This window comes from Streptomyces sp. A0592 (genome assembly GCF_004795115.1).
In the GTDB taxonomy this organism is placed as follows: Bacteria; Actinomycetota; Actinomycetes; order Streptomycetales; family Streptomycetaceae; genus Streptomyces; species Streptomyces erythrochromogenes.
The window spans coordinates 24149-41666 of record NZ_SSBM01000037.1 but is presented as its reverse complement, the minus strand read 5'-3'; the positions used below and the strand labels follow the sequence as shown (position 1 = coordinate 41666).

15 protein-coding genes are annotated in these 17518 nt (G+C 70.9%); 8 read left to right on the top strand and 7 right to left on the bottom strand.

From position 1 onward, the window contains the following. Positions 1 to 12: 12 nt before the first annotated feature. Complete coding sequence (locus E6U81_RS33045; protein WP_136233701.1) at positions 13 to 3081, bottom strand: NACHT domain-containing protein; 3069 nt, start codon at positions 3079 to 3081, stop codon at positions 13 to 15. 93 nt (positions 3082 to 3174) lie between these two features. Between E6U81_RS33045 and E6U81_RS33040 the strand changes: the two genes are divergently transcribed. From E6U81_RS33040 to E6U81_RS33030, 3 genes are read left to right on the top strand one after another with little or no spacing between them, the layout of a single operon-like run. Beyond that, positions 3175 to 4116: a sterol desaturase family protein gene (locus E6U81_RS33040; protein ID WP_240804149.1), complete on the top strand. Its 942-nt coding sequence runs from the start codon at positions 3175 to 3177 to the stop codon at positions 4114 to 4116. Between the two features lie 53 nt (positions 4117 to 4169). Beyond that, positions 4170 to 4799 (top strand): lysoplasmalogenase, encoded by a 630-nt coding sequence (locus E6U81_RS33035; protein WP_240804154.1) that lies wholly within the window; start codon positions 4170 to 4172, stop codon positions 4797 to 4799. Positions 4800 to 4854: 55 nt separating this feature from the next. Further along, positions 4855 to 5898 carry a zinc-dependent alcohol dehydrogenase family protein gene (locus E6U81_RS33030; RefSeq protein ID WP_136233699.1) on the top strand — a complete coding sequence of 348 codons (1044 nt, stop codon included), beginning with the start codon at positions 4855 to 4857 and terminating at the stop codon, positions 5896 to 5898. Positions 5899 to 5976: 78 nt separating this feature from the next. Here the strand turns inward: E6U81_RS33030 and E6U81_RS33025 are convergent, their stop codons facing one another. Further along, the gene (locus E6U81_RS33025) at positions 5977 to 7521 is read right to left on the bottom strand and encodes a S8 family serine peptidase (protein ID WP_136233698.1); all 1545 of its coding nucleotides are present in this window, start codon (positions 7519 to 7521) and stop codon (positions 5977 to 5979) included. Between the two features lie 256 nt (positions 7522 to 7777). Between E6U81_RS33025 and E6U81_RS33020 the strand changes: the two genes are divergently transcribed. The 3 genes from E6U81_RS33020 (at position 7778) to moaA (ending at position 10935) form a co-directional block, all read left to right on the top strand. Further along, positions 7778 to 8143, top strand: coding sequence for a DUF485 domain-containing protein (locus E6U81_RS33020; protein ID WP_136233697.1), 366 nt, complete (start codon positions 7778 to 7780; stop codon positions 8141 to 8143). Continuing rightward, entirely contained in the window at positions 8140 to 9768 is a 1629-nt protein-coding gene (locus E6U81_RS33015) for a cation acetate symporter (protein ID WP_136233696.1), read from the top strand. The genes E6U81_RS33020 and E6U81_RS33015 overlap by 4 nt, the downstream gene beginning before the upstream one ends. Positions 9769 to 9945: 177 nt before the next feature. Next, positions 9946 to 10935: a GTP 3',8-cyclase MoaA gene (moaA, locus tag E6U81_RS33010; RefSeq protein WP_031148986.1), complete on the top strand. Its 990-nt coding sequence runs from the start codon at positions 9946 to 9948 to the stop codon at positions 10933 to 10935. A 78-nt stretch (positions 10936 to 11013) separates the two neighbouring features. On the opposite strand, the gene E6U81_RS33005 is transcribed toward moaA, so the two are convergent. Continuing rightward, entirely contained in the window at positions 11014 to 11265 is a 252-nt protein-coding gene (locus tag E6U81_RS33005) for a hypothetical protein (protein ID WP_136233694.1), read from the bottom strand. A 136-nt stretch (positions 11266 to 11401) separates the two neighbouring features. Beyond that, a complete protein-coding gene (locus E6U81_RS33000) occupies positions 11402 to 11680 on the bottom strand; it encodes a DUF3099 domain-containing protein (protein ID WP_240804153.1) in 279 nt (92 codons plus the stop codon). A 238-nt stretch (positions 11681 to 11918) separates the two neighbouring features. On the opposite strand from E6U81_RS33000, the gene E6U81_RS32995 reads away from it, so the two are divergent. Further along, positions 11919 to 12197 (top strand): GlsB/YeaQ/YmgE family stress response membrane protein, encoded by a 279-nt coding sequence (locus E6U81_RS32995; protein WP_136233692.1) that lies wholly within the window; start codon positions 11919 to 11921, stop codon positions 12195 to 12197. A gap of 87 nt (positions 12198 to 12284) precedes the next feature. On the opposite strand, the gene tyrS is transcribed toward E6U81_RS32995, so the two are convergent. The 3 genes from tyrS to E6U81_RS32980 all read right to left on the bottom strand — a co-directional run bounded on the left by tyrS (position 12285) and on the right by E6U81_RS32980 (position 16609). Continuing rightward, on the bottom strand, positions 12285 to 13553 hold the full coding sequence (gene tyrS / locus E6U81_RS32990; RefSeq protein ID WP_136233691.1) for a tyrosine--tRNA ligase: 1269 nt from the start codon (positions 13551 to 13553) through the stop codon (positions 12285 to 12287). Positions 13554 to 13605: 52 nt separating this feature from the next. Next, the gene (locus E6U81_RS32985) at positions 13606 to 14997 is read right to left on the bottom strand and encodes a metallopeptidase TldD-related protein (RefSeq protein ID WP_136233690.1); all 1392 of its coding nucleotides are present in this window, start codon (positions 14995 to 14997) and stop codon (positions 13606 to 13608) included. 88 nt (positions 14998 to 15085) lie between these two features. Beyond that, entirely contained in the window at positions 15086 to 16609 is a 1524-nt protein-coding gene (locus E6U81_RS32980) for a TldD/PmbA family protein (RefSeq protein ID WP_136233689.1), read from the bottom strand. 184 nt (positions 16610 to 16793) lie between these two features. Between E6U81_RS32980 and fabG the strand changes: the two genes are divergently transcribed. Next, a complete protein-coding gene (fabG, locus tag E6U81_RS32975) occupies positions 16794 to 17513 on the top strand; it encodes a 3-oxoacyl-[acyl-carrier-protein] reductase (protein ID WP_031148971.1) in 720 nt (239 codons plus the stop codon). The last annotated feature ends 5 nt before the right edge of the window (positions 17514 to 17518 follow it).

The window sequence follows — 17518 nt, the reverse complement described above, 5'->3', positions numbered from 1 at the left end:
TGACGACAGGACCTAGTGGAACCGGAGCCGCCCCGGCGGGAGCGCCTCACCCCCGCGCACGTCGCTGCCGTCGTAGACGTGGATCGTGAGGTCTGGCAGCTCGGCGAGGGGGGACAAGTCCACCGTGCCGCAGGCGCTCAGCGACAGTGTCCGCAGTCTCGTGAGCCCGGCGATGTGGCGCGAGACCTGTGATGGGAAGTCGCAGTCGGACAGGAACATGCTGGTCAGGCCAGGGAAGCGCAGGAACTCCTCGGGCTCCGGTCGCCGCCGGTGGATCATCTGGAGGAACTGCAGGTCCGGCACCTGTGCCATGGTGCGCAGTTCCGCACCCTGTCGGTCCCCAACGATGCTGAGTGACCGCAGTCCCGTCCAGCGCCCCAGGCCGTCCAATGAGGTGTCCTCCGTACCCTCGAACAGCCAGAGCCCGGTGAGCTCGTTGAGCGTGGGCAGCTCGCCCACCGACCGGTAGCCATCGGTGGAACTGAGCCCGAGGGTACTGAGTGAGGGCAGCTCCCGGAGCACGTCGAGTCGGACGTTCGGGCTCCCGGAGAGGAAGAGGCTCTGCAGGTGGCTGCCGGCGACGGCGTGGATGTCCCTGACGGCGGGACAGGCGGTGAGAGCCAGGTGCTCGAGCTCCCGGAGAGAGGACAGCGGACCGACGTCGGTCAGCTCGGGGGAGTCGAGGGCGTACAGCATCTGGAGGTCGGTCCTCCTGGCTACCTCCGGGGGGATGCGATCGGCCTTGACCAGCCGGAGCCTGCGGAAGTTCGGCAGGAGCTCGAGGCAAGCCAGTTGCTCAGGCGTGTGCAGGGACAGCAGAGCGCTTTCGTCCGTGATCCCCGAAAGCACGGCTGAGGCATAGGCGGCGGCATCGAAGCGGCCCCACGCCTGATCGAGTTCGGACAGAGCCTCGGGCCATACCTCCTCGCGGAACCGCCGGATCACCTCCAGCGCCGGCTCCCCACCCACCAGGGAGGCCGTCCGGATGGTCGCCGCCGTCTGCGGCTCGCTCAGGTCGTCGCCGGGCCGAGGAAGCAGGTCCAGGACCAACGCGCCGGCCTTGGACAGCTCTTCTGCCTGCTGCGGGCTGCGTGGCGGAAGGAGTTCCGCCACTCGGACCTTGACTTCCGAACACATCGCAGGGTCCAGTTCGGGGGCGTGTTCCAAGCAGGCCGCCGCCAGGAGGACCAGGCGGTTGCGGGCGCCCTTGACCTTGTCCGCGCGCTTCAGCAGGCCCCGCAGGATGCGGGTGCGCTCGTCCGGACGGGCGTGGCCCACCGCCATGCGGACCACGTCGTCCCAGGAGTCGTCGTGCGCGTTCCTCACGAGCACGCCGAAGTCCCGCGACTCCACCGCCGCCTTGGCGCCGAGGTAGTCCTGGAAGGTGCGGTGGACGAAGACGACAGAGCCCGGCACCGGCTCCAGGAGCAGACCGCTGCGGATCAGCAGGTGGGTGAAGACTTGCTCCGCGCCGCCCTGCGCAGCAACCTGCGGCATCGAATTCAGCCACTCGTCCACCATCTCGACGGCCTCGTCCCGGCCCGCCTCCAACTGCCCGTTGCGGATCAGCCAGTACGCGAGCCGCTGGAGCAGCGCGATCTGTTCCTCACGAGTGAGGTAGACCCCCTCGACCCCGCTGATCTCCCGTTCCGTGTCCCGCCGGACCAGCAGCATGTCCAGGGCGGCGTCGTACACCTCCTTGCGGGCACGCGGGAGCTGCATCCGCCGGTCCTGGTTCAGTGCGCACAGCAGCGCGCACATCAGCGGGTTCGTCGCCAGCCGGGCCAGATCCCGCCGGGAGGAGACCGCTTCCAGCAGCGACGCCTCGTACGCGTCGACCTCCTGCCCCTGCGCCCGGGCTGCCGCGTGCCAGTGCTCCACGAAGGCCCGGATGTCCCGCTGTTCCATCGGCAGCATCGAGTGGGTGGCGAATCCGAGGCCCGCGAGCCAGTCCTCCGGGACCGCCGAGGGGCGGGTGGTCACCACGTACCGCGCCTTCGGGAACGCGGAGACGAGCGAGCGCAGCCAGGTCTCCGTGCGGGCGCGCAGCCGTTGCGGAACCTCGTCCACTCCGTCCACGAGGACCAGCGCACGGCCGCTCAGCATGAGGTCCTCGACCCAGCCCGGCGGCGCCGACAACGGGACGGCGCCCGCGCGCAGGAAGTCCTCCGGCAGCGGCAGGTCGCCCGACGCGGTGAAGGAGCGCAGCCGCAGGACGAACGGGACGTACATGGCCCACGGCCGCTCGGCCTGCCGGGCCGCGTTGAGGGCCAGCCACTGCACCAGGGTGGACTTTCCCGACCCCGCCGGGCCGCGCAGCAGGATCCGGTCCACGGAGGCGAGGGCCTGCTCGGCCCGGACCTGGGTCCGGTGCACCGCCGGTTCGCCCGGCAGGAGCTGCTCCGCGCCGCTGACCGCGAGGCTGATGTACGCCACGTCCAGCGGCCAGTCCTGGCGGGAGCGGCTGAGGGTCAAGCCGAAGAGCTGGAGGCGGCCGTGGGTCGCGGCGATGTACTGCGCGTAGCGCTCTTCGAAGGCGTACGCCGTCCCGTTCCCGGCGGCGCCGAGCCGGTCCACCGCGCGCGCCAGGTTCCCCGTCCTGCGGACCAGTTCCACGTCCGCCCGGGCGCCGAAGGCCGGCAGGGTCGTCAGGTACTCCAGTGCGTGCTCGCAGCACAGCCGGACCAGCCGCCCGTACAGGGCCTCGGCCGCCTCGCCCAGCCCCGGTGGGGGTGGGGGCAGCGTCGTCGCCAAGGTGTCCGGGTCGAGGTCCGCCGCGAAGAGGGCCTCCGCGTCCAGCGGGCCCAACGCGGCGAAGGCGTCGCCGACCGCGGCCACCGCCGCCAGCCGCTCGTGTTCCGGGAGGTGGGCGGTCGCCTCGGTCAGGCGGGTCGCGAGGGTCTCGGTGAGGCGGCGGATCTCCGGCCCGCCCAGTTCCGCCGGAGGCTTGCGCCACCGCTGGACCGGGCGCGCGGGATCGGTCGTCAGGCCCGCGCCGGGGGTCCGGGAGAGGGCGGACCTGACCAGGGCGCTCGCCGCCGTCCCCGCCACACGTAAGAGAACCGTCTCGAATCCCGTCATTCCCCACCCTCCCCGAACCGACGGTAACCTCGATGGATACCGATCGGTAACAACCTCTAGCGGCAGCCCCGAAGGCGCCTCTATGGTGCGGACATGCCGAACCTGCCCGATGTCGTGCTGTGGTCCATACCCGCCTTCGTGCTGCTCACCGTCATCGAGCTGGTGAGCTACCGCCTCCATCCCGACGAGGATGCGGACGGCTACGAGACGAAGGACGCCGTCACCAGCATCAGCATGGGGCTCGGCAGCATCGGTTTCGACCTGCTCTGGAAGATCCCGGTGGTCGCGGTCTTCACCGCCGTCTACGAACTCACCCCGATGCGGGTGCCGTTGCTGTGGTGGACCATCCCGCTGATGCTGCTCGCCCAGGACTTCCTCTACTACTGGCAGCACCGCGGCCACCACGTGATCCGCATCCTGTGGGCCTGCCACGTGGTCCACCACAGCAGCCGGAAGTTCAACCTCACCACCGCCCTGCGCCAGCCCTGGACCAGTGCCACGACCTACTGGTTCTACCTGCCGATGGTGGCCGTCGGGGTGCACCCGGCCGTGATCCCGTTCTGCTACGGCATCAACCTGCTCTACCAGTTCTGGGTCCACACCGAGCGCATCGGCAAGCTGCCGCGGGCCTACGAGTACGTCTTCAACACCCCGTCCCACCACCGCGTCCACCACGCGTCCCAGGGCGGCTACCTCGACCGCAACTACGGCGGCATCCTGATCATCTGGGACCGGATGTTCGGCTCCTGGGTGGGCGAGACGGACAGGCCCGTCTACGGGCTCACCAAGAACATCAACACCTACAACCCGCTGCGCGTCGCCACCCACGAGTACGCCGCCATCGCGCGGGACGTGCGCGCCGCCCGGAGCTGGAGCGAGCGGGCCGGCCGGGTCTTCCGCGGTCCCGGCTGGCAGCCCGCGGCACCGGCCCAGGCGGCCCCGCCCGCCCAGGCCGCCGCCGCCCAGGCCGCCCCCGCGACCCCGGCCGCCGCGCCCGTCGCCGACCCGGCCGCCGTACAGGAGACCACCGCGTGAGCACCGCAGAGTCCACCGGCCGCCCCGGCCCCTCCTGGGCCGCCGACCGGGCGGTGCCCGGCCGCGAACGGCTCGGCCGCGCGGCCCTCGCGTCCTTCGCCGTGGCCGCCGCCGCCGACCTCGGGTCGCTGCTGGCCGACTGGCACCTCGGGCACGTCATCGCCAAGCCGCTGCTGATGCCGCTGCTCGTCGCCTACGTGATCACGCGCGGCGCGCCCCGCCTGCTGGTCGCCGCCCTGCTGTTCGGCTGGGGCGGGGACCTGGCCCTGCTCTTCGACGCCGAGGCCGCCTTCCTCGTCGGCATGGGCTCCTTCGCCGTCGGGCACGTCTGCTACCTGGTCCTGTTCGGCAAGCGGCCCGCGAACGCGCTGCTCGGGGGCGGCTACGCCCTGGCCCTCCTCGGGACCGTCGCCCTGCTCTGGTCCGATCTGCCGGCGGACCTGCGGATCCCCGTGGCCGGCTACAGCCTGCTGCTGACCGCCATGGCCTTCCGCTCCAGCGCCCTCGGGCTGCGGGCCGGCATCGGCGGCGCGCTGTTCCTGCTGTCCGACACCCTCATCGCCACCGGCGTCGCGGAATGGCCCCAGCTGCCCCGCCCCGACTTCTGGATCATGGCCACCTACCTGGCCGCCCAGTACCTGCTGGCCACCGGAGCGACCACCCGCGAAGCAGGCGTACCGTAGGACGGCCATCAGTCGTACAAGACTGAACAACCCCGAGCCGGAGGACTGCACCACCATGCGCGCCACCGTCATCCACGCCCCGCACGACATCCGCGTGGAGGAGGTGCCCGACGCTGCGATCCAGCGCCCCGAGGACGCCGTCGTCCGCGTCCTGCGTGCCTGCATCTGCGGCAGCGACCTGTGGGCCTACCGCGGCGAGGCCGCGCGCCAGCCGGGCCAGCGCATCGGCCACGAGTTCCTGGGTGTCGTCGAGGAGACCGGCCCGGCCGTCTCCGGCGTGCGCGCCGGCGACCTGGTCGTGGCGCCCTTCATGTGGTCCGACGGCACCTGCGAGTACTGCAAGGAGGGCCTCTACACCTCCTGCGACCACGGCGGCTTCTGGGGCTCGGTCGGCCACGACGGCGGCCAGGGCGAGGCCGTGCGCGTCCCGCACGCCGACGGAACGCTGGTGAAGCTGCCCGCCGAGGCCGTCTCCGACGACCACCTGCTCACGGGCCTGCTCGCCCTCTCCGACGTCATGGGCACCGGTCACCACGCCGCACTGGGCGCGGGCGTGCGCCCGGGCTCCACGGTCGCCGTGGTCGGCGACGGCGCGGTCGGCCTGTGCGGCGTCCTCGCCGCCAAGCGCCTCGGAGCCGAGCGGATCATCGCACTGGGCCGCCACACGGTCCGCACCGACACAGCCAGGCTCTTCGGGGCCACCGACGTCGTCGCCGAGCGCGGCGAGGCCGCCGAGGCGGCCGTGCGCGAGCTCACCGGCGGCCGCGGCGCCACTTGCGTCATCGAGGCGGTCGGCACCGAGCAGAGCATGCGCACCGCGGTGAACATCACCCGCGACGGCGGGGCCGTCGGCTACGTCGGCGTCCCGCACGGCAGCGGCACGGGCCTCGACCTCGGTGTCATGTTCGACCGCAACATCACCCTGCGCGGCGGTGTGGCACCGGTCCGCGCCTACATCCCGGAGCTCCTGGAGGACGTGCTCAGCGGGGCGATCGACCCGGCGCCCGTCTTCGACCGCGCCGTGTCCCTGGACGAGGTCCCGGACGGCTACCGCGCGATGGACGACCGCAGCGCGCTCAAGGTGCTGATCAAGCCCTGACCTCTCGGCGGACACGAGCGCGGACGGGCCGGGCGGGGTGATTCCCGCCCGGCCCGTCCGTCCGTTCGCCGCTTCGGACTACTTCACGGCCTTGAGGGCGTCCACGACGCCGTAGCCGTAGTAGCCGGTCTGGCCCCACTTGGCCTGGCAGGTGGTGGCATTGATCAGCGCGCCCGTGGCGTCGTAGATCTGCGCCGGGCAGGCCGCCTTGGTGGACTGCGCCTTCAGCATCGCCTGGAGCTGCGAGGGCGTGGCCGAGGGGTGGGCGCTCTTGAGCAGCGCCGCGACGCCCGCTACGTGCGGGGCGGCCATAGAGGTGCCCTGCTTGTAGCCGTAGCCGCCGCCCGGGACGGTCGACAGCACGCGCCCGTTGGCGTCAGGCGTGGCCGGGACCTGCCACTTGTCGCCGCCGGGGGCCGCGACGTCCACGACCCCGAGGCCGTAGCTGGAGTAGTACGAGCGCAGGCCCTTGTCGCCGGTCGCGGAGACGGTGACCACGCCGGGCAGCTGCGTGGGCAGGTCCAGGCAGACCTTCGGGTCGATGGTGCGGGTGACCGGGGTGGTGTCGTTCGGGCTGGTCGTGTCCTCCAGGGAGGCCGCGGCCAGGTCCTGGTTGGAGTTGCCGGCCGAGGCCACGTGCAGCGTGCCCTTGCGCTCGGCGTACTTGGTCGCCCGCCCGATGGCCTCCACCAGCGCCTTCTGGTCGTCGTCCGACTTGCAGTTGAAGAGCCACGGGTCGACGTAGTAGCTGTTGTTCGTCACCTCGATCCCCTTCTCGGCGGCGAACATGAAGCCGCAGACAACCGCCTCGGTGTAGAAGAGGCTGGTCCCGGGCTCGCTCACCTTGATCGCGGCGATCTTCACGCCGGGCGCCACACCGCTGATGCCGACGCCGTTGCGCGGGGCGCCGATGGTGCCGGCCACGTGCGTGCCGTGGTCGCTGCCGTCCGCGTACGGGCGCCAGGCGCCCTCGGTGGTGTCCGCGACGCCGCCGACGCAGTTGGCCGACTGGCCCTTGGAGAAGTTCGGGGCGAGGTCGGGGTGGGTGTCGTCCACACCCGTGTCGATGATGCCCACGGTGACGTTCCGGCTGCCATCGTTGATCTTGTGAGCCTCGTCGGCCTTGATCGTCCGCAGGTCCCACTGGTTGGGCTCGAGCGGCTCCTGACCCTCCTGGGCCTGGGCCGCCGCCTTGGCGGCGTCCGCCTCGCTCAGGAGATGGGTCGCGCCCTCCTCGGTGGTCTGCACGGCCGACATCGGGGCCGTCCGGGTGGCGCCGACCGACACGAACAGCCCACGCTGGGCGCGCAGCTGCTTGGCGAAGTCGGGGTTCTGGGAGTGTGCGACGACGACCCCGATCTGCTCATAGGCCGTCACCACCGTTCCGCCGGCCCGCTCGACGGCCTTCTTCGCCGCCTTCACCGTGGCGTACGCGTTCAGGTTCGCCACGTACGACAGCTTGGGGCCGGTGGTCGCGGCCTTCGAAGCCGTCGCCGCGTCCGCGGAGCCGGCCAGCGGGGCGGCGGAGGCCGACACCGAGGGCAGCAGGGCGAGCGAGGCGGTGAGCGCCAGGCCGACCGGTACGGCGAGGGCACGCCGGCGGACGGATCCCAGATGAGCCATGGGTTCTCCAGATCATCTTGAAAAAGCCGTCCGCACGCGGTCGCGTCGGACGGGTCCATGACAAGTGAACCTAGTGCCGCCGTTCCCCTTTCCGCCATCAGTTCGAGAAATCAGTTTCCGAAGAATCCACGGGTGTTGAACCGTCCCGACACGCCGGCCGTGCCGTTGACAGAGGGGGCTCAGCGCCATCGACCCCCACACGGAGGTTGTTTTGTCCGTCGTCCCCACCGCACCTGCGTCACAAGGAGATTCCCCCGTGACCACCGAAGCAGCGCCGCCCCCGGGCAGCGCGGGAACGCCCCTGGCGGGCCCCACGGCCGATGAGTTCGTGAGCGTCCAGCAGAGTCCCGAGTTCGCCGAACTCCGCCGCTCCTACCGCTCCTTCGCCTTCCCGCTCACCGTGGCCTTCATCGCCTGGTACCTGCTCTACGTCCTGCTGTCCAACTACGCGGGCGGCTTCATGGGGACCAAGGTCTTCGGCAACATCAACGTCGCCCTGGTGCTCGGCCTCGCACAGTTCGCGACGACCTTCCTCATCGCCTGGCTCTACGCGCGCCACGCCGCCGCCCGGCTCGACCCCCGGGCAGCGGCCATCAAGGCGCGGATGGAGGCCTCCGAATGAACGGAACGCAGCACCTGACGACCGTCGCGGCCGGCGCCTCCGAGCACCGGCCGCTCATCATCACCCTGTTCGGGCTGTTCGTCGTCGCCACCCTGGTCATCACCGTCTGGGCCGGCCGCCAGACCAAGGGCGCCGCGGACTTCTACGCGGGCGGCCGCCAGTTCACCGGTTTCCAGAACGGCCTGGCCATCTCCGGCGACTACATGTCCGCCGCCTCCTTCCTCGGCATCGCCGGAGCCATCGCCCTCTTCGGCTACGACGGCTTCCTCTACTCCATCGGCTTCCTCGTGGCCTGGCTGGTCGCCCTGCTGCTCGTCGCCGAGCCGCTGCGCAACTCCGGCCGCTACACGATGGGCGACGTCCTCGCGTACCGGATGCGTCAGCGGCCCGTGCGCACCGCCGCCGGCACCTCCACCATCGTGGTCTCGATCTTCTACCTGCTCGCCCAGATGGCCGGCGCCGGCGTGCTGGTCTCGCTGCTCCTCGGCATCACCAGCGACGCCGGCAAGGTGGCGGTCGTCGCGCTGGTCGGCGTCCTGATGATCGTCTACGTGACCATCGGCGGTATGAAGGGCACCACCTGGGTCCAGATGATCAAGGCGGTCCTGCTGATCGCGGGTGCCCTGCTGATCACCTTCCTGGTGCTGCTGGAGTTCAACTTCAACGTCTCCGACCTGCTGGGCAAGGCGGCCGAGAACAGCGGCCAGGGGGCCAAGTTCCTCGAACCGGGCCTGAAGTACGGCAAGGACTCGACGTCGAAGCTGGACTTCATCTCCCTCGGCCTCGCTCTCGTCCTCGGCACCGCCGGCCTCCCGCACATCCTGATCCGCTTCTACACCGTGCCCACCGCGAAGGCCGCCCGTAAGTCGGTGAACTGGGCCATCGGCATCATCGGCGCCTTCTACCTCATGACCATCGCCCTCGGCTTCGGCGCCGCGGCCCTGCTGGAGCGCGCCGACATCCTGGCCTCGAACAAGGCCGGCAACACCGCCGCACCCCTGCTGGCCCAGGCCGTCGGCGGCGGCGCGGACTCCACCGGCGGGGCCGTCCTGCTCGCCGTGATCTCCGCCGTCGCCTTCGCCACCATCCTCGCCGTGGTCGCGGGCCTCACCCTCGCCTCCTCCTCGTCCTTCGCCCACGACCTGTACGTGAACGTGATCCGCAAGGGCAGGGCCACCGAGCAGGAGGAGGTGCGCGCCGCCCGCTGGTCCACAGTCGTCATCGGCGCCGTCGCCATCGGCCTGGGAGCCCTGGCCCGCGACCTGAACGTGGCCGGACTCGTCGCGCTCGCCTTCGCGGTCGCCGCCTCCGCCAACCTGCCGACGATCCTCTACAGCCTCTTCTGGAAGCGCTTCAACACCCAGGGCGCGCTCTGGTCCATCTACGGCGGGCTCGTCTCGGCCGTCGGCCTGGTGCTGTTCTCCCCGGTCGTCTCCGGCAAGCCCACCTCGATGTTCAAGGACGCGGACTTCTTCTGGTTCCCCCTGGAGAACCCGGGCATCATCTCCATCCCCCTCGGCTTCCTCCTGGGATGGCTGGGAACGGTCCTCACCAAGGAGAAGGCCGACCCGCAGAAGTTCGCCGAGCTGGAAGTGCGCTCCCTCACCGGAACAGGGGCGGTCTGACATCGTCCGAACACCCAGCGTGGCCGTGTCGTAGGTCCCTACGACACGGCCACGTCACGTCTCGTTCGTTCCGGCACCACAGAACGACACATGCGTCCCGTAGTCTCGAAATAGAACGCGTGCAGTAGAGCCAATGTCGCGCGTATGTCTACTTCCGGACAGGGGAGGGGGCCCACAGTGCTTCTCGACACCTATGGCCGCGTGGCCACTGACCTGCGCGTCTCGCTCACCGACCGGTGCAATCTGCGCTGTACCTACTGCATGCCCGAAGAGGGCCTGCAGTGGCTCGGAAAGTCCGACCTGCTCACCGACGACGAGATCGTCAGGCTGATCCGCATCGCCGTCACGCAGCTCGGCATCACCGAGGTCCGCTTCACCGGCGGCGAACCGCTGCTGCGACCCGGCCTGGTCGGGATCGTCGAACAGTGCGCGGCGCTGGAACCCCGCCCCAAGATGTCGCTGACCACCAACGGCATCGGGCTCAAGCGCACCGCGCAGGCCCTGAAGGCCGCCGGCCTGGACCGGGTGAACGTCTCCCTGGACACCCTGCGCCCCGAGGTCTTCAAGACCCTCACCCGCCGCGACCGGCACAAGGACGTCATCGAGGGCATGGCCGCGGCCCGCGAGGCCGGCCTGACCCCCGTCAAGGTCAATGCCGTACTCATGCCCGGACTCAACGACGACGAGGCCCCCGACCTGCTGGCCTGGGCCGTCGAGAACGAGTACGAACTCCGCTTCATCGAGCAGATGCCCCTCGACGCCCAGCACGGCTGGAAGCGGGACGGCATGATCACCGCCGGGGACATCCTGGAGTCGCTGCGCACGCGCTTCACGCTCACCGAGGAGGGCGCCGACGAGCGCGGCTCCGCCCCGGCCGAGCGGTGGGTGGTCGACGGCGGCCCCGCCACCGTCGGCGTCATCGCCTCGGTCACGCGCCCGTTCTGCGGCGCCTGCGACCGTACCCGGCTCACGGCCGACGGCCAGGTCCGCACGTGCCTGTTCGCCACCGAGGAGTCGGACCTGCGCGCCGCCCTGCGCTCGGGCGCCCCGGACGAGGAGATCGCCCGGCTGTGGAAGGTGGCGATGTGGGGCAAGAAGGCCGGTTCCGGCCTCGACGACCCGTCGTTCCTCCAGCCCGACCGCCCGATGTCCGCGATCGGCGGCTGACCGCTCCGTACCGGCGGCCGGTACGGACCGGCCGCCGTGCCCGGTCGGCAGAAGGGCCGGGTCAGCGGAAGCGCCGCGTCAGCGCAGGCGCTCCGAGCCTTCCGGCTGCACCCACTCGTCGAGCTTCACGACGTCCTTGAGGAAGCCGCGCACCCCCAGGAACTGGGAGAGGTGCTCGCGGTGTTCCTCGCACGCCAGCCACGTCTTGCGCCGTTCCGGCGTGTGCAGCGTCGGGTTGTTCCACGCGAGGACCCAGACGGCCGCGTCACGGCAGCCCTTGGCCGAGCAGGTGGGGATTTCGTCGGGAGCGGGGGAGTCGGAGGAAGTCACGACCTCACCCTAGAACGGAAAGGCGACGCCGAGCAGCCACGGGGGGAGCTGCCCGGCGTCGGTCCGTCGCTCCGACGGGGGATGCGGAGCGCGTGAGCAGTATGTCACGCAGGACCCGGTGCGGTGCACCGGAACTTCATGATTGATCTGAGCTTTTATTGAGGTTTCCCGCGTCCAGTGCCGGGCGGACGGGAGTCGGGACGAAGTGGGAGGGGAGCGACGGCGTCGACTCGCGGCCCGCGTTGGCGATGACCACGGCCACGTACGGGAGCAGGGCGCCCGCGACGAGCGTCACGACGGCCACGGGGCGCGACACGTTCCACAGCAGCACGGTCGCGATGACCGACAGGGTCCTGACGACCATCGAGATCACATAGCGCCGCTGGCGGCCCCGCACGTCCTCGGCGAGCCCCATCCGGGCGCCGGTGATCCGGAAGACCTCGGCCCCGTTCTGCTTCTGTCGCTTCACCCGTTCCACGTCCTACCACCCGATCGCCGGCCGGTCCTTCCCCGGACCGGACACTCCCACGGTACGCGGCCCCCGCCGCCGTGGGGACAGGGGGACCCCCGATGGTGCCGCCCGAAATGCGCGGTACGCCGGACGGGTCGAAACTGGGCCCACGTGCGCACACCGCGCCAGGAGGAGGCTGGACATGAGCTGGTTGTGGGCGATCATCGTCGGTTTCGTGCTGGGGCTGATAGCCAAGGCCATCCTGCCGGGCAAACAGCACCAGCCGCTGTGGCTGACCACGCTGATGGGCATCATCGGCAGCGTCCTCGGCAACGCCGTCGCCGCCTGGATCGGCGTCGCCGACACCCGGGGCATCGACTGGACCCGCCACCTGCTGCAGCTCGTGGGAGCGGTCCTCTTCGTCTTCCTCGGAGAGATGGCCTACAAGGCGATGCGCGGCGGCAGTCGCCGGACCACCTAGGCCGCGGCGCGGCACATGCCGGAGGGGCCGGCCGGACCATGAGTCCGAACCGGCCCCTCCGCCGTGCTCCGCGCCACCCGTCGGGCGTCAGGCGCCGGTGACCTCGACCGCCGCCAGGTTCTTCTTGCCGCGGCGCAGGACCAGCCAGCGCCCGTGCAGCAGGTCCTCCTTGGCGGGGACCGCGTCCTCGGAGGTGACCTTCGCGTTGTTCACGTACGCGCCGCCCTCCTTCACGGTCCGGCGGCCGGCCGACTTGCTCGCGACCAGACCCGTCTCCGCCAGGAGGTCCACCACCAGGGCGGGCTCCGACACCTTGGCGTGCGGCAGCTCGGACAGGGCCGCGGCCAGCGTGGCCTCGTCCAGCTCCGCCAGGTCGCCCTGGCCGAACAGTGCGCGCGACGCGGCGATCACGGCGGCGCACTGGTCGGCGCCGTGCACCAGCGTGGTCAGCTCCTCCGCCAGCGCCCGCTGCGCGGCACGCGCCTGCGGCCGCTCGGCGGTCTGCGCCTCCAGCGCCTCCAGCTCCTCGCGGGACTTGAAGGAGAGGATCCGCATGTAGGTGGAGATGTCCCGGTCGTCCACGTTCAGCCAGAACTGGTAGAACGCGTACGGCGTGGTCATCTCCGGGTCCAGCCAGACGGCCCCGCCCTCGGTCTTGCCGAACTTCGTGCCGTCCGCCTTGACCATCAGCGGGGTCGCCATCGCGTGGACGTGCGCGTCCGTCTCGACCCGGTGGATCAGGTCGAGGCCGGCCGTCAGGTTGCCCCACTGGTCCGAGCCGCCCTGCTGCAGAGTGCAGCCGTGGCGCCGGTACAGCTCCAGGAAGTCCATGCCCTGGAGCAGCTGGTAGCTGAACTCCGTGTAGCTGATGCCCTGGTCCGACTCCAGCCGCTTGGCGACCGAGTCCTTCGTCAGCATCTTGTTGACGCGGAAGTGCTTGCCGATGTCCCGCAGGAACTCGATGGCGGACATGCCCGCCGTCCAGTCCAGGTTGTTGACCATGACCGCGGCGTTCTCGCCCTCGAAGGACAGGAACGGCTCGATCTGCGAGCGCAGTCGGTTCACCCACTCCGCGATGACCGCGGGGTCGTTCAGAGTGCGCTCGGCGGTCGGACGGGGGTCGCCGATCTGACCGGTCGCCCCGCCTACCAGCGCGAGCGGCCGGTTGCCCGCCAGCTGCAGCCGCCGCATCGTGAGCACCTGCACCAGGTGGCCGACGTGCAGCGAGGCGGCGGTCGGGTCATAGCCGCAATAGAACGTGACCGGACCGTCCGCGAAGGCCTTGCGCAGCGCTTCTTCGTCGGTGGACTGGGCGAAGAGCCCGCGCCACTTCAGTTCGTCGACGATGTCCGTCACGGTCTCTCGACTCCTTACGTTTTGTGGAAATGCCGTGCTCAGTCTAGGTGGGTCAGACGCCCTTGCTCACCGAACTCATGTTGAAGTCCGGGATGCGGACAGCCGGCATCGCGGCCCGCGTGAACCAGTCGCTCCATTCGCGCGGCAGGGTCTTCTCCGTCCGGCCCGCCTCCGAGGCCCGCGACAGCAGGTCCACGGGGGACTCGTTGAAGCGGAAGTTGTTCACCTCGCCCACGACCTGGCCGTTCTCCACCAGGTAGACGCCGTCCCGGGTGAGGCCCGTGAGCAGCAGCGTGGCCGGGTCCACCTCGCGGATGTACCAGAGACAGGTGAGCAGCAGGCCCCGCTCGGTGTCCGCGACCATCTCGTCGAGGGACTTGTCGCCGCCGCCGTCCAGGATCAGGTTCCCGAAGCCGGGGGAGACCGGCAGGCCGGTCAGGCCGGCCGTGTGCCGGGTCGTGGACAGCCTGGCCAGCTCGCCGTCCCGGATCCACTCGGTCGCCGGGACCGGCAGGCCGTTGTCGAAGACCGAGCCGCTGTCGCCGGAGCTGTGCGCGATGACGAACGGGGCGGACTCCAGGCCCGCCGCGTTCGGGTCGCTGCGCAGGGTCAGCGGCAGGTCGGTCAGCTTCTCGCCGAGCCGGGTGCCGCCGCCGGGCTTGGAGAAGACCGTACGGCCCTCCACCGCGTCCCGGGCCGTCGCCGACCACATCTGGTAGATCAGCAGGTCCGCCACGGCCGTCGGCGGCAGCAGGGTCTCGTACCGCCCGGCGGGCAGGTCGATCTTCCGCTCCGCCCAGCCCAGGCGTACGGCGAGCTCCGCGTCCAGGACGGTCGGGTCCACGTCCTTGAAGTCCCGGGTGGAGCGGCCGGCCCACGCCGAGCGCTGGCGGTCCGGGGACTTCGCGTTGAGCTCCAGGGTGCCGCTGGGCTGGTCGTGGCGCAGCCGCAGGCCGGTCGAGGTGCCGACGTAGGTGGAGACCAGCTCGTGGTTGGCGAAGCCGTACAGCTCCCGGCCGCCCGCCCGGGCCCGGGCGAAGGCCTCGCCGAGCGCCGGGGCGAAGTCCGCGAACACGGCCGAGGTGGTCTCGGCCGGCGCGTCGGTGAAGTCCGGCGACGCCGGGGTCCCGGTGACCAGCGGCTGGGCGTCCTCGGCGGGACCCGCGCCCCGAGCGGCCGCCTCGGCGGCCCGCACCAGCGGCTCCAGGTCCTGCGCGGTGACGGCGGAACGCGACACGACCCCCGAGGCCGCGCCCTCCTTGCCGTCGACGGTGGCGATGACCGTCAGGGTCCGGCCGCGGGTGACGCCGTTGGTGGTCAGGGCGTTGCCGGCCCAGCGCAGGTTGGCGCTCGACTCCTCGTCGGCGATGACGACGCATCCGTCGGCGGTGGACAGCTCCAGGGCCCGCTCGACGATCTCGTGCGGCTTGGTCGATCGGCTCATCGGCCGGCCTCCTGCGTGGTGTTCAGACTGTGCTGTCCCGGGAGGCGACCCCCGGACCCCCGGCAGATCTCGTGGTGATCGTGCGTGGTCATCGGCCGGCCTCCTGCGTGGTGTTCAGGATGTTCACGTCGCGGAACAGCGCGGACGGGCAGCCGTGCGAGACCGCCGCGACCTGCGCCGGCTGGGCCTTGCCGCAGTTGAAGGCGCCGCCCAGGACATAGGTCTGCGGGCCGCCGACCTTCTCCATCGAGCCCCAGAAGTCGGTGGTGGTGGCCTGGTAGGCGACGTCGCGCAGCTGCCCGGCCAGCCGGCCGTTCTCGATCCGGAAGAACCGCTGCCCGGTGAACTGGAAGTTGTAGCGCTGCATGTCGATCGACCAGGAGCGGTCGCCGACCACGTAGATCCCGCGCTCCACGCCGCCGATCAGGTCCTCGGTCGACAGCCCGCCGGGATCCGGCTGGAGGGACACGTTCGCCATGCGCTGCACGGGCACGTGCCCGGGGGAGTCGGCGAAGGCGCAGCCGTTGGAGCGGCCGAGGCCGGTCAGCTTCGCGATCCGCCGGTCCAGCTGGTAGCCGACCAGGGTGCCGTCCTTGACCAGGTCCCAGCTCTGCGCCTGGACGCCCTCGTCGTCGAAGCCGACGGTGGCCAGCCCGTGCTCGGCGGTGCGGTCGCCCGTCACGTTCATGATCGGAGAGCCGTACTTGAGCTTGCCCAGCTGGTCGAAGGTGGCGAAGGAGGTCCCCGCGTACGCCGCCTCGTAGCCCAGCGCCCGGTCGAGCTCGGTGGCGTGGCCGATGGACTCGTGGATGGTGAGCCACAGGTTGGACGGGTCCACCACCAGGTCGTAGCGCCCGGCCTGCACGCTCGGCGCCCGCATCTTCTCGGCGAGCAGGCCGGGGATCTCCTCCAGCTCGGCGTTCCAGTCCCAGCCGGTGCCCGTCAGGTACTCCCAGCCGCGGCCGGCGGGCGGGGCGATGGTGCGCATCGAGTCGAACTCGCCGGTGGTGCCGTTCACGGCGACCGCCGTGACCTGCGGATGAACCCGGACCCGCTGCTGCGTGGTCGAGGTGCCCGCGGTGTCGGCGTAGAACTTGTTCTCGTGGACGGCGAGCAGCGAGGCGTCCACGTGCGCGACGCCGTCGGCCGCCAGCAGCCGGGAGCTCCAGTCGGCGAGCAGCGCCGCCTTCTCGGCGTCCGGCACCTCGAAGGGGTTGACCTCGTAGGCGGAGATCCACGTCCTGTCCGAGTGCACCGGCTCCTCGGCGAGCTCCACGCGCTCGTCCGAACCGGCGGCCTTGATCACCTGGGCGGACAGCTTCGCCATGGCCACGGCCTGCGAGGCCACCTTGGCCGCGCCGTCCATGGTCAGGTCCACGCCGGACGCGAACCCCCAGCTGCCCGCGTGCACGACCCGGACCGCGTAGCCGAGGTCGGTGGTGTCGGAACCGCCGGAGGGCTTGGCATCGCGCAGCCGCCACGAGGCACTGCGGATCCGCTCCAGCCGGAAGTCGGCATGCTCGGCGCCCAGCGCGCGGGCCCGGGCGAGCGCCGCGTCGGCGAGCGCCCGCAGGGGCAGCGCGGTGAAGGCCGCGTCGATGGAATGGGGCACGGAAGTCCTCCCGGGGTCGGGGACGGTCGCCCCGATCATGTCGCGATCGGGGCCCTTGTGCCTACATCTTTCTGTAGGGACTCGACAGAGCCCGCTGCGAGGCCCTGTCGGGGCTCGATTCCTCGTACGAGCGATGCGACCTATAGGTTTTCGGTATTCAGACCGCTAGCGAAAGGGTGATCCGTTGAGCCGCTCGGTTCTCGTCACCGGAGGAAACCGGGGCATCGGCCTCGCCATCGCCCGAGCCTTCGCGGAGGCGGGCGACAAGGTCGCGATCACGTACCGGTCGGGTGAGCCGCCGCAGGCCCTCACCGAGCTCGGTGTCCTGGCGGTGCGGTGCGACATCACCGACTCCGAGCAGGTGGAGCAGGCCTACAAGCAGATCGAGGACGCGCACGGCGCGGTCGAGGTGCTCGTGGCCAACGCCGGCATCACCAAGGACACGCTGCTGATGCGGATGTCCGAGGAGGACTTCGCCTCGGTCGTCGACACCAACCTCACCGGCACCTTCCGGGTGGTCAAGCGCGCGAACCGCGGCATGCTCCGCGCGAAGAAGGGCCGTGTCGTCCTGATCTCCTCGGTCGTCGGGCTCCTCGGCTCGGCGGGGCAGGCGAACTACGCCGCCTCCAAGGCCGCGCTGGTCGGCTTCGCCCGCTCGCTCGCCCGCGAGCTGGGCTCCCGCAACATCACCTTCAACGTCGTCGCGCCCGGTTTCGTGGACACCGACATGACGAAGGTGCTCACCGACGAGCAGCGCGCGGGGATCGTGGCTCAGGTGCCGCTCGCCCGCTACGCGCAGCCCGAGGAGATCGCGGCAGCCGTCCGCTTCCTGGCGTCCGACGACGCCGCGTACATCACCGGAGCCGTCATTCCCGTTGACGGCGGATTGGGCATGGGTCACTGATCACC